Consider the following 14,765-nt stretch of genomic DNA (forward strand, 5'->3'; position numbering starts at 1 on the left):
GGCGCCGGGGCGGCAGCCGCCCCGACCCTGGCCGTCCCCTGATATTGCCCCTGAGGGACGGGGACTTCTCAGGGTCGGATTAAGGGACGGCCCTGATGACCGGCCCGGCCGGGCCGTGTGACGATCAGGGCATGCCCGTCGCCGCCCGTCCGACCGAGACCGAAGTGATGGCCGTCCGCAAGCTGTACCGCAGCGCCGACGGACGCATGCTCGGCGGTGTGGCGCGCGGCCTCGCCGGACACCTCGGGCTGCCGGTCGTCTGGGTGCGCCTCCTCTTCCTCGCCTTGTTCATGGCCGACGGCCTCGGCGCCCTGCTGTACGCGGTCTTCTGGATCGTCGTCCCGCTCGGCGTCGGCGGCCGGGCAGCCGAGCCGCGCTCCGTCTTCGAGACCACGCCCGACGGCCGGCGCCGGCTGCGCAAGCCCGACAAGGGGCAACTGTTCGCCCTGGTCGCGCTGCTCGTCGGCGCGGCGGTCTTCGTCGGCAATGTCGACACCAACGGCAGCGCCAACCGCTACGTGTGGCCGACGCTGCTCATCGGCGCCGGTGTGGTGCTGGTGTGGCGGCAGGCGGACAACGCGCGCAGGGCCCGCTGGGCCAGTCTCGCCACGGACAGCCGGCGCCGCCGCCTGGTGCAACTGGCGCGCGCCCTCGCCGGGGTGGCGCTCGTGGGCATGGGCCTGACCGTGTTCATGGTGGTGCGCGGCTCGGCGGCCCAGCTGGGCAACGTGCTGACGGCCGCCATCGCCGTCATCACCGGTGTCGCCCTGCTCGCGGGCCCCTGGCTGGTGCGGATGACCCAGGACCTCTCCGAGGAGCGGACCATGCGCATCCGCGCCCAGGAGCGGGCCGAGGTCGCCGCGCACGTCCACGACTCCGTCCTGCACACCCTCACCCTGATCCAGCGGAACGCGGACGACCCCGGCGAGGTGCGCAGGCTCGCCCGCGCCCAGGAGCGCGAGCTGCGGAACTGGCTCTACCGCCCGGAGGGCACGGGCAAGGACGAGGACGAGGAGCCCGGCACCCTCGCCGAGGCGGTCAAGAGGACCGCCGCCGAGGTCGAGGACAAGCACGGCGTGCCCCTGGAGGTCGTGGTCGTCGGGGACTGCCCGCTCGACGAGAAGCTGGCCGCACAGATGCAGGCCGCGCGCGAGGCAATGGTCAACGCCGCCAAGTACGGTGGCGCGGGAGGGGCGGTCCAGGTCTACGCGGAGGTCGAGGGGCGCACCGTCTTCCTCTCCGTGCGGGACCGGGGGCCGGGATTCGACCTGGATGCCGTTCCCGGCGACAGAATGGGCGTAAGAGAATCGATCATCGGCCGGATGCAGCGCAACGGCGGCACGGCACGGCTGCGCACGGTGCCCGGCGGGGGCACCGAGGTGGAGCTCGAGATGGAGAGGGCTGACGGATGACCGAGTCTGCGGAAGAGAGCGCCGAGCGGCGCGTGCGGGTCGTGCTCGTCGACGACCACCGGATGTTCCGCGCCGGTGTGCAGGCCGAGATCGGGCAGACCGAGCGCACCGGGGTCGAGGTCGTCGGTGAGGCCGCCGACGTCGACCAGGCGGTCACCGTGATCATGGCGACCCGGCCGGAGGTCGTCCTGCTGGACGTGCACCTGCCCGGCGGCGGAGGCGTGGAGGTGCTGCGCCGCTGTGCGCCGCTGATGGCATCGGCGGAGCACCCGGTGCGCTTCCTGGCGCTGTCGGTGTCGGACGCCGCCGAGGACGTCATCGGCGTGATCCGCGGCGGGGCCCGGGGCTATGTCACCAAGACGATCACCGGCGCGGACCTGGTCGACTCGATCTTCCGGGTGCAGGACGGCGACGCGGTGTTCTCGCCGCGGCTCGCCGGCTTCGTGCTGGACGCGTTCGCCTCGACCGACGCGCCGCCGGTCGACGAGGACCTGGACCGGCTCACCCAGCGGGAGCGCGAGGTGCTGCGGCTGATCGCGCGCGGGTACGCGTACAAGGAGATCGCCAAGCAGTTGTTCATCTCGGTGAAGACGGTCGAGTCGCATGTGTCGGCGGTGCTGCGGAAGTTGCAGCTGTCCAACCGCCACGAACTCACGCGGTGGGCGACGGCCCGGCGCCTGGTCTGACGCCGGGCGCGACGCCCGCGGCGATCCCGGACGGCTCCGGTCCGCCGGACGCTACGAGACCCGCGTCGCCCCGGCGAAGGGCATCTGGTCGATCGGTGCGACGCGCACGGGCGCACCGGGCCGCGGCGCGTGGATCATCTGGCCGCCGCCGATGTAGAGGCCGACGTGCGAGATGCCGGAGTAGAAGAAGACCAGGTCCCCCGGGGCGAGTTGGGCGCGGGAGACGCGCTGCCCGGCGTTGATCTGGGTGTACGTGGTGCGGGGCAGCGAGACTCCGGCCGAGCGCCAGGCGGCCTGGGTGAGACCGGAGCAGTCGTACGCCGACGGCCCGGTCGCCCCCCACACGTACGGCTTGCCGAGTGTGCCGTAGGCGTAGGCGACAGCCTGTGCGGCCCGGCCGTTCGGCGCCTTGAGCGCGCCGCGGGGTGCGGTGGAGCGGTCGGCGCGGGCGGGGTCGGCCGGTCCGGCGTCGTATGCGGCGCGCTGCACGGCGGTCAGCCGGGCCAGCAGTCGTTCGGCGGCGGCCAGTTTGCCCTTCACGACGGCTTTGTGCCGCTCCAGTTCGCGGCGGTGCCGCTCCAGTTCGGCGGTCCGCTCGCCGGCCTGTGCCCTGAGCCGGCCGAGGTCCACGAGCCGGCGGTGCACACCGGCGACGGCGGCCGCGTGCCGCTCGCCGACCCGCTCGGTGAGCGAGGCGCGCGCCAGGTACTCGTCGGGGTCCGAGGTCAGCGCGAGCCGCAGGCCGGGATCGATGCCGCCGGACCGGTACTGCGCGGTGGCGACGGAACCGAGTGCGTTGCGGGAGGCGTTGAGCCGCTCCGTGCGGCGTGCGGCCTCGTCGCGCAGCGCGTCGAGCGCTTCGCGGGCCTGCGCCGTGCGCTCCTTGGCTCCGTTGTACTTCTCGGTCGCCTCCCCGGCCTCCTGGTACAGCGTGTCGACGCGGGCCTTGAGCTGAGCGGGCGTGAGACGGGGCTCGGCGTGCGCCGAGCCGTCGAGCGCGGTCGTGGTCGCCGCGCCTGCGAGCGCGAGGGTGGCTGCGGTGCGGGCGGCCGGCCCGGTGAGCGGATGCTGCCTCGGTTTCCGGTGCGCTGCCACGGGGCGTACACGTCCTTCCTGCGTACCTGCGGTCCGGCGGCGTACCGCACGGGGGAGCGGTACGCCGCCGGATCTTTCGGCGGGGGCGGCCGAGCCGTCCGGCTGCAGGACGGTGGTGGGGAGTCGGCCACCTGGGCGCTGACGCTAAACCCGGCGGTCCCGGGACGGAGACGTGACGACGGGAAGTGCCCGAACCTGGACGGCGATGTCCGCTTTCTGTGCGCGGGACGCCGGTGCCCGGCCGCATTGCGGCGCGGGGCCGACCGAACGCCGCGATCGGGCTCCCCCGGCCGCCGGGCGGTGGTACGGCGCCGATTAGGCTCCGCGCCATGGACGTACTCATCAATGTCTTCGTCGCGCTGCACATCATCGGCATCGCCTCCCTGCTGGGCGGCTTCCTGACCCAGATGAAGGCGATGGGCGCGGGCACGGCCCGCTTCAACCCGGCGATGCTGCACGGTGCGCTGACGATGCTGATCACCGGCGTCGCGCTGGTGGGCCTCAACCAGGCCGACGACCAGACGGTGAACAACCTGAAGATCGCCGTCAAGCTGGCGGTGCTGGTGGTGATCCTCGGCCTGGTCTACGTCAAGCGGGACGAGGAGCGGGTCGACAAGGCACTCTTCGGCGCCGTCGGCGGTCTGACGGTCGCGAACGTCTTCATCGCGACGCTCTGGACCTGACCGACCCCCGGCACACGCGTGCCCGGACGGCGGGACCGTCCGGGCACGCGGGGTGAGCGACCGGGTCAGACCGGGCGGACGCTGCCGTAGATCGGCATGTAGTAGATGGACTCCTCGCGGACGTTCTCGCCCGGCTTCGGCGCGTGGATCATCTTGCCGTCGCCGATGTAGATGCCGACATGGCTGATGTCGTCGTAGAAGAAGACGAGATCGCCGGGGAGCAGGTCCGCCGTCGCCACGCGCTGCCCCACCTCCACCTGGTCCCAGGTGGTACGCGGCAGATCGACGCCCGCCGCCTTCCAGGCCGCCTGGGTGAGCCCCGAGCAGTCGTACGAGGACGGGCCCGTCGCCCCCCAGACGTACGGCTTGCCGATCTGGGCGCGGGCGAAGGCGAGGACCTTGTCGGCCCTGGTCGCGTACGAGTCGTCGCCGGTCCCGGTGCCCGTCTCCGGGGGCGGCTGGTCGCCCTCCTGGCGCTGCCGCTCGGCCTCGGCCTCGGCGCGGGCTCTGGCCTCCGCCTCGGCCTTCGCCTTCGCCTCCGCCCTGCGCCGCGCCTCCGCCTCCTTCTCGCGCTCGATCGCCGCCAGCCGGGCCTTCTCCTCGGCGGTCAGCTTCGACAGCAGAGTGCGCGCCTCGGCCAGCTTCGTCTGGACCTTCTCCTTGCTGGTGCGCAGGGCCTGCTGGGAGTCGGTCAGCGACTCCAGCCGCTTCGTCGCCTCCGCCCGCTGCTTCGCGGCGGCCGCGCGCTGGGTCTCGTAGTCGCTGACGGCGGTCCGCTGCTGGTCGGTCATCCGGTCCATCAGCTGCGTCTGGTCGAAGTACGCCTGGGGGCTGTCGGCGAACAGCAGCGCCGCGGTCGGGGTGACCGCGCCGGTGCGGTACTGCGCCGCGGCATAGGCACCGAGGGCGCGACGCGACTCGTTGAGCTTCTCCGCGCGCGTGGCCGCCTCCTCGAAGAGGGTGTCGACCTCGCGGCGCTTCTCGGCGGTGGCCTCCTTCGCCTTGTTGTACTCCTGGGTCGCGCTGCCCGCCTGCCGGTAGAGGTCGTCGACCTTCTTCTGCACCTCTTCGACGGAGGGCTTGGGGTCGCTGGGCGCGGCGGTGGCGCTCTGTGTCGACAGGAGGGCGGCGCCGGCGAGGGCGGCCGTCGTGAACCCGACGGCGTGGGAGGGTTTCGTGCTGCGGCTGCGGATCCTGCGATGCGACGCCAAGGCCGGCATCTCCTTCTTCCGTGGACCGCCTACCGGGTTAGCTGTCGGGTTCGGGCAGAACGGAAGATGCCCTACGGACCGTGGACAGGCGGTCCGATTCACCCCGGTTGTGCATAGTTCGGGTCCCCGGTTCCGAACTGCCTCCCGGGCAGCCCGAATTCGGCGGAGTCGACCCGTTCGGCGCGGTTCGCCGGGAGGGGTGCGGGCCGTCTGGTCGAGCACGCTAGCCAACTCGTATGCGGGCTGTGAAGGTTGATGTTCGATATGTCCGATACATTTTCGTGACCTCTTTCGGTGCCGGCCGCATATCCGGCACCGGCGTGGCGCGCCGGGCAGGGCCGGTCACGGAATGTGACCTGCCCCGTATGGGCATGCGGGCCCGGTTGTCGGTCCGGCCGCCTAGACTCGATAAGCGATGAGCAGCCTCTTTGACGACAGCTTCCTGGCGGATCTCCAGCCCCACGGCGAGGAGCCCCCTCCGCCCCCCGAGGAGTCGGCTCCGGAACCGATCCCGGACGACCTCTTCCAGGGCGCCTACGACGTGCCGCCGGCCCGCGACGGGTACTACCGCGACGGCGCGCCCCGGCCTGCCGTCGACGCGGCCGCTCTGCTCGAAGGGCTGAACGAGCAGCAGCGCGCCGCCGTCGTCCACACCGGCTCCCCGCTGCTCATCGTCGCCGGGGCCGGTTCCGGCAAGACGCGCGTGCTCACCCATCGCATCGCCCACCTCCTGGCCACCAGGCACGTGCACCCCGGCCAGATACTGGCGATCACCTTCACCAACAAGGCCGCCGGTGAGATGAAGGAGCGCGTCGAGCACCTGGTCGGCCCGCGTGCCCATGCCATGTGGGTCATGACCTTCCACAGCGCCTGCGTCCGCATCCTGCGCCGCGAGTCGAAGAAGCTGGGCTTCACCTCGTCGTTCTCGATCTACGACGCCGCCGACTCCAAGCGCCTGATGTCGCTGGTCTGCCGTGACCTGGAGCTGGACCCGAAGAAGTTCCCGCCGAAGTCCTTCAGCGCCAAGATCTCCAACCTGAAGAACGAGCTGATCGACGAGGAGACCTTCGCCGACCAGGCGGCGGACGGTTTCGAGAAGACGCTCGCCGAGGCCTACCGGATGTACCAGGCCCGGCTGCGCGAGGCCAACGCCCTGGACTTCGACGACATCATCATGACCACGGTCCACCTGCTCCAGGCGTTCCCGGACGTCGCCGAGCACTACCGGCGCCGCTTCCGGCACGTCCTCGTCGACGAGTACCAGGACACCAACCACGCCCAGTACACGCTCGTGCGCGAGCTGGTCGGCGAGGGGTACGAGGACCTGGAGCCCGCCGAGCTGTGTGTGGTCGGCGACGCCGACCAGTCGATCTACGCCTTCCGCGGCGCGACCATCCGCAACATCCTCCAGTTCGAGGAGGACTACCCGGACGCGACGACGATCCTCCTGGAGCAGAACTACCGCTCCACCCAGACGATCCTGTCCGCCGCCAACGCGGTCATCGAGCGCAACGAGTCCCGTCGCCCGAAGAACCTGTGGACGAACGCGGGCGCGGGCGCCCGGATCACCGGCTATGTCGCGGACACCGAGCACGACGAGGCCCAGTTCGTCGCCGACGAGATCGACCGGCTCACCGACGCGGGCGAGGCGAAGGCCGGCGACGTCGCCGTCTTCTACCGGACGAACGCCCAGTCCCGTGTCTTCGAGGAGATCTTCATCCGCGTCGGCCTGCCCTACAAGGTCGTCGGCGGCGTGCGCTTCTACGAGCGCAAGGAGGTCAGGGACGTCCTCGCCTACCTGCGCGTCCTCGCCAACCCCGAGGACAACGTCCCGCTGCGCCGCATCCTCAACGTGCCCAAGCGCGGCATCGGCGAGCGCGCCGAGGCGATGATCGACGCCCTCGCGCTCCGGGAGAAGATCACCTTCCCGCAGGCGCTCCGCCGCGTCGACGAGGCGTACGGCATGGCAGCCCGCTCCGCGAACGCCGTCAAGCGGTTCAACGTGCTGATGGAGGAGCTGCGCACCATCGCCGAGTCCGGCGCCGGTCCGGCCACCGTGCTCGAAGCCGTCCTGGAGCGCACGGGGTATCTCGCCGAGCTGCAGGCGTCCACCGACCCGCAGGACGAGACGCGCATCGAGAACCTTCAGGAACTGGCCGCCGTGGCGCTGGAGTTCGAGCAGGACCGCGGTGAGGAAGAGGGTGCGGGCACGCTCGCCGAGTTCCTGGAGCAGGTCGCGCTCGTCGCCGACTCCGACCAGATCCCCGACGAGGACGAGGAGGGTACGGGTGTCATCACGCTGATGACCCTGCACACCGCCAAGGGCCTGGAGTTCCCCGTGGTCTTCCTGACCGGCATGGAGGACGGCGTCTTCCCGCACATGCGGGCGCTGGGCCAGACCAAGGAGCTGGAGGAGGAGCGGCGCCTGGCGTACGTCGGCATCACCCGTGCCCGCGAGCGCCTGTACCTGACGCGCTCCTCGATGCGCAGCGCGTGGGGCCAGCCCTCGTACAACCCGCCGTCGCGCTTCCTGGAGGAGATCCCCGGCGCGCATGTGGAGTGGAAGCGCACCGGCCCCATGGCCGCGCCGGCCGGACCGACGTCGGGCATCACGTCGTCGCTGTCGTCGTCGCGTGCACGCGGCGGCGCGTCCGGATTCGCCACGCGGCGCACCAACGACAAGCCGGTGATCGCGCTGTCCGTGGGCGACCGGGTCACGCACGACCAGTTCGGTCTGGGGACCGTGGTCGCGGTCTCGGGGTCGGGTTCGGACGCGCAGGCGACGATCGACTTCGGGGACGAGAAGCCGAAGCGGCTGCTGCTGCGGTACGCGCCCGTCGAGAAGCTCTGACAGCGGAACGAGGCGGGGGCCACGGCCCCCGCCTCGTCCATGCTCGCTGTGGCCTGCCCGCCGCTTACGTCGGGTCGAGGCCGTGGCCGCGCAGCCACGGCAGCGGGTCGATGGCCGAACCGCCGCCGGGGCGCACCTCGAAGTGCAGGTGCGGGCCGGTGGAGTTGCCCGAGTTGCCCGAGTAGGCGATGACGTCGCCCGCCTTGACCGAACCGCTGCGGATCTTGGTGGTGCTGAGGTGGCAGTACCACGTCTCCGTGCCGTCGGCCGCCGTCACGATCGCCATGTTGCCGTAGGCGCTGTTCCACTGGGTGCGCACAGTGCCGTCCGTGGCGGCCAGCACCTCGGTGCCGTACTGGACGGGGAAGTCGATTCCGGTGTGCAGGGACATCCAGTTGACGCCGGACTGGCCGTAATAGGCGCTGAGGCCGTCCCGCTTGACGGGAAGCACGAACTTGGGCCGCAGCGCCTCGCGCCGTGCCGCCTCCGCCTCGCGCTTCTTCCGCTCCGCCTCCTGGCGGGCCTTGAGGTCGAGGCGCTCCTGGGTGCGGGAGGCGCGGTCACCGAAGTCGCGGGCGTCCTCGCTGAGCGCGGCGAGCTGCGTGTCCATCTTGCTGTTGGCGGCGACGTGCTTGACCGAGGTCGGGTCGGCGGCCGCCAGATTGGGCGCGTCGTCCTTCTGCTCGCCGCCGAGGTTGCCGACGGAGGCCGCGGCGATACCGGCGACGCCCATCACGCAGGCGGAGGGCACGGCGACGGTGAGGAGTGCGGAGCGCTTGGCGGGCGTACGGCGCCGGCCGCGGCTGCCGCCGGAGCGGCGGACCGGGCGGGGGGCGACGGGAGCGGCCGGGACGGAGGTCATGGTCTGCGTCAGCGCGTCGTGCGCGGACTCGCCGCTGTTCTCCGGGTCGTCGCCGTACTCGGCGTCGTGGCCGTGACCGGCTTCGTACTCGGTCGCGTAGCCCTCTTTTGTTACGGCGTCGCCGGTGTCCGGGCCCTCGGAGTGCGCGGCGTCCGCGAAGTCCTGGTCGGGGACGTCCTGGGCGGGAATGTCCGGCGTCTGGAAGTCCTGGAATTCCGGTGCGTACTCGGCGTCCTGGAAGTCCGACCTCTGGAAGTCCTGACCGGAATGTTCCGCGCCGGGCAGATCGGTGGTCTGGTAGTCGGCGTAGCCGGTGTCGTACTCGGCCGCCGGGACGAACTCGTGCTCCGGCGTGAACTGTTGCGGTACGAGACCTTCCGGCGTGGTCGCCGTGCCGGAGTTCCAGGCGGTCGCGTCGTAGGCGCCCGTCTCGACGGACGAGGAGGACCACTGGCCGGTCGCGTCGTACGCGAACGTCGCGGCGGCGGTCTCGTACTGGCCCGTCTGGTCGGCCTGGTTCCAGGCGCTCGCGTCCCACTGGCCCGAGGTGTCGTACTGGCCCGAGGTGTCGTACTGGCCGGTGGTGTCGTACTGCGCGTACTGCTGGTCGTACTGCGGCTGTTGGGCCTGCTGTGCGGACGCGTACGCGTCGTAGCCGGCCGTCTCCTGCGCCCCCGTGTCCCACTGGGACGCGTCGTACTGGCCGCTGTGCCCGGACTCGTAACTGCTCGGCATGGCGCCGAAGAGCGGATCGGAGTCGAAGCTGCCGGTGGCATAACCGGTGTACCCGGCGTGGGCGTGCTGGTCGTTCACCAACTTCTCTCTCGCCTCGGCAGCAGGACCTGCATCCGGGACCGCCGGATTGCAGGGGTCCCAGGGGGAAGCAGTGGCGCGACTGTACCCGGCGGTACGCGATGGCGACAATCTTCGGCGGCATCTCCGCAATCAGGAAACGGGCAATCAGCCGTCTTTCGGCGGACTGCGGGCACAGCTTTGGCCCTACGTTCGAGAAACGTTCGAGAAAAAGTCGGTTGCGATTACCGCCCGACACCGTCTCGTCCGGCGGCCGGCCTCAGGCGACCGAGACCGCTCCGGAAGAACCGGCCGCGGCCGCGCCCGATGCGAGCGCTTCTCGGATCCCGGCGGCGACGGCGGGGTGAACCGGCAGGGCGAGATGGCCGATTCCGCTCACTCGTACGTTCTGGGCGAGAAGGTCGGGATGGTCGATGCAGGCCGTCTCGACCGGGACCATGATCCGGTCGAGGTCGCTCCAGAAGCTGACGAAGTGCGTACGGCAGCCGGGCGCCGGCCTGCGCAGCTCCTCGATGACCGACGAGCCGGGGCGCATCTGCCGCACGATCGGGTGCGCGCCGGCGAGCGGCGCGAACGCGGTGCCCGCATGCGGGGTGCCGAGCGTGACGAGCGTACGGACACGGTGGTCGCCGCCGAGACGCTGCACGTAGTAGCGGGCGATGAGGCCGCCGAGACTGTGCCCGACGATGTCGACCTCGCGCTGCCCGGTCCGCGCGCAGATCTCCTCCACATGGCGGCCGAGCAGCTCGGCGGCGGTGCGGATGTCGCAGGTGAGAGGGGAGTAGTTGAGGCACTCGACATGATGCGGACCGTTCCGGGCGAGCGCGCGCCTCAGCAGGACGAACACCGACCGGTTGTCCACGAACCCGTGGAGCAGGACGGTGGGCACGACGTCGGCCCGGGCCGCGGGCAGCTGTGCCGTGCCGGGAGCGGAGCGCTTGCGGGGCGGGCGCTCGGGGGTGATCCCGGTCGGGTAGAGGACGAGGTGTCCCGCGAGGATCGCGAGCTCCAGGGCGGTGGCGCGCAGGAGCGCGGCGGGGAGGAGGTGGCGCAGTCCGTTCAGCCACTGCGCGGTGAACTCGGTGACGACGCGGCAACAGGGCAGAGGCGTGGCCTTCACAGCGACCTCCCGACCGGCGCCCCGTGCGGCCCGGGTGCGCCCTCGTGGGGCGCGCGCTGCGGAAGCGGTCGCCGCGCCACCGTGCCGTGCGGCTGTCGGCACGGCGGCGCGGCGACCTGTATGGATCTGCGGCGGCTCCCCTGGTGCGGTCGTGCCCGCCGGGGGCCGCGCGGCCTGCGCGGTGCCTGGTGCCGGTACGACGCTCAGCGAAAATGTCCCACGTGTGATTTCCCCCTCGCCGTCCACCGCGAAACGGCGGCTTGCGGGATGCTGGACATCTGCAGATAACGTTCGTTCACTCTCCGCGCTCCGCTCGCCGGGCGCGGGGACCCGTGCCCGAGGCGGCGCAGTCGGTATGTGGAGGCAGTGATGGGTGTGACGGGTCCGATCCGCGTGGTGGTCGCCAAGCCGGGTCTCGACGGACACGATCGCGGTGCGAAGGTGATCGCGCGGGCGCTGCGTGACGCCGGTATGGAGGTCATCTACACGGGGCTGCACCAGACCCCCGAGCAGATCGTGGACACGGCGATCCAGGAGGACGCGGACGCCATCGGCCTCTCGATCCTCTCGGGCGCGCACAACACGCTCTTCGTGAAGGTCATCGAGCTCCTGAAGGAGCGCGACGCGGAGGACATCAAGGTCTTCGGCGGCGGCATCATTCCGGAGGCGGACATCGCGCCGCTGAAGGACAAGGGCGTGGCGGAGATCTTCACGCCGGGCGCGACGACGGCGTCCATCGTGGAGTGGGTGAACACGAACGTCCGCGCGGCGGCGTAGCCCGACGGGGGTACCTCCCCTGCCCGAAGGGCCATGGGGGAGGGCGGCGTACCGGACTGCGCTCCCGGGGCGCGCCGGACCGGTGAGCGCGCCGTGCCCTGGGCGGGTCCGGCTTCGCGGGCGCGGCCTCTCGGGAGTGGCCCGGTCCGTGTGCCTGACGCGCCCTGTGCTCTCGGGCGTGGCCGGCCGCGCCCCCGTGGCGCAAGGCCCGGCCCCCTCAGCGCTCCAGTTCGGCGTGCATCGTGGCGCGCAGGCGCAGCGTCGACACCAGGCGCTGGAACGCCTCCGACCAGTACCCGCCCGCTCCCGGTGACGCGTCCTCCTGCTCCGCCGGTGTCGCCGTCAGGACCTCCAGGCGGGATGCCTCCGCCGGGGACAGGCAGCGCTCCGCGAGGCCCATCACGCCGCTGAAGCTCCAGGGATAACTCCCCGCGTCGCGCGCGATGTCGAGCGCGTCGACCACCGCGCGGCCCAGCGGCTCCGCCCACGGCACCGCACAGACGCCCAGCAGCTGGAACGCCTCCGACAGCCCGTGCGCGGCTATGAACTTTGCGACCCAGCCGGCCCGTTCCTCCGAAGGCAGCGTCGCGAGCAGCTTCGAGCGCTCGGCCAGCGACGTGGTGCCGGGACCGCTCGACGGCGGCGTACCGGGGGCGCCGAGCAGGGCGCGGGACCACTCGGCGTCGCCCTGGCGGACCGCGGCCCGGCACCAGGCCGCGTGCAGCTCGTCGGCCCAGTCGTCGGACACCGGCAGCGTGACGATCTCCTGCGGCGTACGGCCGCCGAGCCGGGCCGGCCAGGTGGACAGCGGGGCGGACTCGACCAGCTGGCCGAGCCACCAGGAGCGTTCGCCGCGGCCCGACGGCGCGTTCGCGACGACTCCGTCGCGCTGCATGCCGACGTCGCATTCGTGCGGCGCCTCGATGGTGATCAGCGCGCCTGCGTCGCCGCTCCGGTCCAGTGCGACGCACGACGCGGCCCGCGCCGCCATCCGCGCGGCGAGCGCGGACTGTGGCAGTGCCGAGAGCAGCTCGGCGGCGGTGGCGCGGACGTTGCGGCTGCGGTCGGAGAGCGCCTGCTCCAGGAACGGCTCGTCCGCGCCGGAGAGTTCCGTCCGCAGCAAGTCGAGGAACATGAGGCGGTCCTCGGCCCGTTCGGTCGGCCAGCTCGTGCCGAGCAGGCTGAGCGCCGCCTGCGGGTCGCGCGCCCGCACCGACGCGAGCAGGGCGACGCGCTCGGCGAACAGGCCCTCCTCCCACAGCTGCCGCACGGCGTCGGCGTCGTCGGGCGAGGGCAGAGCCGAGCCCCCGGATCCGCCGCGCAGGGCGAACTTCCATTCCGCGTTGAGCCGGGCGAGCCACAGCCCGCGCGGCCCGGCGAACGCCAGAGCCTGCGGCCGCAGGTCCGTACGCGCCCGGGCCGCGTCGAGCAGGGCGGGCAGGAGAGACGGCGGGGCCTGGTAGCCGTGCTCGTTGGCGGCGGCCAGCCATTGCGGAAGCAGCTCGGTCAGGTCCGGCGCGGCGCCCCGGCGGCCGCCGGACCCCGACGAGCCCCGGTCGGCGAGCAACTGGGCGAGCCGCCGTCGGGCGGCGTCCGGCAGGGCGGGCCGGGGGTCGTGCGGCGCCGCCGCGGGCCGCTCGCCGGCGGTCGGGGCGGGAGCGGGCCGCAGCCCCGCCCTGCGCCGCACGGTGTGCAGGGCGGCGGCGTCGAGCAGGGCGACGGGTGCCTCCTTGCCCGCGGGCACGAGGCCGGCCGGTGGTGTGCGCCGGTCGGTGCCGAGGAGGGCCGACGTGACGAGCTCTTCCCACGGTGACGTACTGGTGGTGCCGGTCATGGGGCCTCCTTCAGATGAGCGGGACGGTCTCGGACTGGTCGTCGGACCAGGCGGTCAGCGGCACGAAGCCCGCGTGGCCGAACTCGCCGAAGACGGTGACCGGCCGCCCGCCCGCGAGCGAGACGAGCTTCCACAGGCCCGGCCGGGACAGGGCGGAGGCCGCCACGGGCAGCGCGCCCCCGCCGGCCGGGGCGCCGTCCGCCGTCCCCTCCGGGCCGTCGGCGCCGCCCGCGTCGGCCAGCTGCCAGCCCTCGCCTGCCGGCAGCGGCACGACGCCGGAGAGCGTGACCGGCCAGGACTCCAGCCACGGGTCGTCCCGCAGCGCGCGCCCGTACGCCTCGACGGCCGAAGCGCAGGAACCGCCCGGCGGCGGCGTGCCGATGGGGACGGGCGCGGTGAACAGCTCGCCCACCTCGGCCCGCAGCGGGGCAGCCCCGCCGTGCAGGGCGAGCTCGGCCTCGACCATCAGGCCCACGGGAAGCGCCAGTTGGGGTGAGCGGCCCGCCGCCCCGAACGAGAGCAGCAGGACCGTCCGGCCCGACTCGCGTCCGTACAGCCAGATCCGGCGGGTGGTGAGCTTGCCGTCGGACGAGTCGTACTGCGCGAGGATCAGCCAGTGGTCCCGGATCCGGTCGCCCTCGGCGGCGGACGGGAGCCCGACCTGTGTGCGCACGGTGGCCGCCAGCGGCTCCGGCAGCCGCTCGCGTCCCAGCCACGCGGAGTCCAGCAGGTGGATCAGGGCGCACTCCTCCAGCAGCCGCACCGGCCAGCCGGGCCCGGAGCCCGGGATCGCACCCAACTCGCGGACGCGCGCGGCGAGTCCCGGTGCCTGCGCGTCGACCATGCGGGCGGCTGTCTCCTCCCACAAGCCGTAGCCGGACTGCTCGGCGGACGCGAGTCCGCCGCGCAGCAGGTCGGCCAGCCGCTGCTCCAGCTCCGTGGCCCCCGCGGTGATGCGACCGGCCCGGCGCTCGGCGCGCCGCCGCGCCGCCTCCGGGTCGGCGCTCTTCGCCGGCGCTCCCGCGTCTCCCGCCACCTGGTCCGCTGCGCGCTTCCTGCGCCCGGACAGCCATTCCCCGGCCCAGTCCGGAACCGCGCCGTCCGCCACGGTCTGCTCGTCCGCGGACCACAGCAGCAGCAGTCCGATCGCGTGCTTGCAGGGAAACTTCCGGCTCGGACAACTGCACTTGCAGGCCGGGCCCGTGGTGTCCACCACCGTCTGGTACGGCCGGCTGCCGCTGCCCTTGCACAGGCCCCACACCCCGCCCGATCCGTCGCAGCCGGCGCCCGACCACGGCCCGGCCGCGGACAGCTTGTTCCCCGCTTTGCGTGATGCGTCGTCAGGAGCCAGCGACAGCACCTGTTCCGACGTCCAGCGCACCCCGTGCTGATTCATGTCCACGACGCTATGGGCCACCACT

Annotated in this window: 11 protein-coding genes and 1 riboswitch; of the genes, 5 read left to right on the forward strand and 6 right to left on the reverse strand. The window is 72.5% G+C overall.

From position 1 onward, the window contains the following. The first annotated feature begins 131 nt into the window (after positions 1-131). A complete protein-coding gene (locus tag HW130_RS07805; RefSeq protein ID WP_177148680.1) occupies positions 132-1,412 on the forward strand; it encodes an ATP-binding protein in 1,281 nt (426 codons plus the stop codon). Next, entirely contained in the window at positions 1,409-2,098 is a 690-nt protein-coding gene (locus HW130_RS07810; RefSeq protein WP_177148681.1) for a response regulator transcription factor, read from the forward strand. The genes HW130_RS07805 and HW130_RS07810 overlap by 4 nt, the downstream gene beginning before the upstream one ends. Positions 2,099-2,149: 51 nt before the next feature. On the opposite strand, the gene HW130_RS07815 is transcribed toward HW130_RS07810, so the two are convergent. Then, entirely contained in the window at positions 2,150-3,193 is a 1,044-nt protein-coding gene (locus HW130_RS07815) for a C40 family peptidase (RefSeq protein WP_177148682.1), read from the reverse strand. A gap of 329 nt (positions 3,194-3,522) precedes the next feature. On the opposite strand from HW130_RS07815, the gene HW130_RS07820 reads away from it, so the two are divergent. Then, entirely contained in the window at positions 3,523-3,876 is a 354-nt protein-coding gene (locus HW130_RS07820; RefSeq protein ID WP_177148683.1) for a hypothetical protein, read from the forward strand. 65 nt (positions 3,877-3,941) lie between these two features. On the opposite strand, the gene HW130_RS07825 is transcribed toward HW130_RS07820, so the two are convergent. Beyond that, a complete protein-coding gene (locus HW130_RS07825; RefSeq protein WP_177148684.1) occupies positions 3,942-5,096 on the reverse strand; it encodes a C40 family peptidase in 1,155 nt (384 codons plus the stop codon). 2 nt (positions 5,097-5,098) lie between these two features. Beyond that, positions 5,099-5,262: riboswitch (cyclic di-AMP (ydaO/yuaA leader) on the reverse strand. 240 nt (positions 5,263-5,502) lie between these two features. Between HW130_RS07825 and pcrA the strand changes: the two genes are divergently transcribed. Next, on the forward strand, positions 5,503-7,938 hold the full coding sequence (pcrA, locus tag HW130_RS07830) for a DNA helicase PcrA (RefSeq protein ID WP_177148685.1): 2,436 nt from the start codon (positions 5,503-5,505) through the stop codon (positions 7,936-7,938). Between the two features lie 64 nt (positions 7,939-8,002). Here the strand turns inward: pcrA and HW130_RS07835 are convergent, their stop codons facing one another. Then, positions 8,003-9,613, reverse strand: a complete 1,611-nt coding sequence (locus HW130_RS07835; RefSeq protein WP_177148686.1) for a M23 family metallopeptidase — start codon at positions 9,611-9,613, stop codon at positions 8,003-8,005. 259 nt (positions 9,614-9,872) lie between these two features. After that, positions 9,873-10,676 (reverse strand): triacylglycerol lipase, encoded by an 804-nt coding sequence (locus HW130_RS07840; protein ID WP_218183262.1) that lies wholly within the window; start codon positions 10,674-10,676, stop codon positions 9,873-9,875. Positions 10,677-11,102: 426 nt separating this feature from the next. Between HW130_RS07840 and HW130_RS07845 the strand changes: the two genes are divergently transcribed. Beyond that, complete coding sequence (locus tag HW130_RS07845) at positions 11,103-11,510, forward strand: cobalamin B12-binding domain-containing protein (RefSeq protein WP_177148688.1); 408 nt, start codon at positions 11,103-11,105, stop codon at positions 11,508-11,510. 217 nt (positions 11,511-11,727) lie between these two features. Here the strand turns inward: HW130_RS07845 and HW130_RS07850 are convergent, their stop codons facing one another. Further along, positions 11,728-13,344 (reverse strand): DUF5691 domain-containing protein, encoded by a 1,617-nt coding sequence (locus HW130_RS07850; protein ID WP_177148689.1) that lies wholly within the window; start codon positions 13,342-13,344, stop codon positions 11,728-11,730. A 10-nt stretch (positions 13,345-13,354) separates the two neighbouring features. Beyond that, complete coding sequence (locus HW130_RS07855) at positions 13,355-14,740, reverse strand: SWIM zinc finger family protein (RefSeq protein ID WP_177148690.1); 1,386 nt, start codon at positions 14,738-14,740, stop codon at positions 13,355-13,357. Positions 14,741-14,765 lie beyond the last annotated feature (25 nt).

The sequence above is a fragment of the Streptomyces sp. PKU-EA00015 genome (genome assembly GCF_013387495.1).
GTDB lineage: Bacteria > Actinomycetota > Actinomycetes > Streptomycetales > Streptomycetaceae > Streptomyces.

Bases quoted from the DNA above. Each gene is read 5' to 3' on its own strand.
- HW130_RS07845 (WP_177148688.1), top strand. From the start codon at position 11,103: ATGGGTGTGACGGGTCCGATCCGCGTGGTGGTCGCCAAGCCGGGTCTC.
- HW130_RS07855 (WP_177148690.1), bottom strand. From the start codon at position 14,740: ATGAATCAGCACGGGGTGCGCTGGACGTCGGAACAGGTGCTGTCGCTG.
- HW130_RS07810 (WP_177148681.1), top strand. From the start codon at position 1,409: ATGACCGAGTCTGCGGAAGAGAGCGCCGAGCGGCGCGTGCGGGTCGTG.
- HW130_RS07850 (WP_177148689.1), bottom strand. From the start codon at position 13,344: ATGACCGGCACCACCAGTACGTCACCGTGGGAAGAGCTCGTCACGTCG.
- HW130_RS07820 (WP_177148683.1), top strand. From the start codon at position 3,523: ATGGACGTACTCATCAATGTCTTCGTCGCGCTGCACATCATCGGCATC.
- pcrA (WP_177148685.1), top strand. From the start codon at position 5,503: ATGAGCAGCCTCTTTGACGACAGCTTCCTGGCGGATCTCCAGCCCCAC.
- HW130_RS07825 (WP_177148684.1), bottom strand. From the start codon at position 5,096: ATGCCGGCCTTGGCGTCGCATCGCAGGATCCGCAGCCGCAGCACGAAA.
- HW130_RS07805 (WP_177148680.1), top strand. From the start codon at position 132: ATGCCCGTCGCCGCCCGTCCGACCGAGACCGAAGTGATGGCCGTCCGC.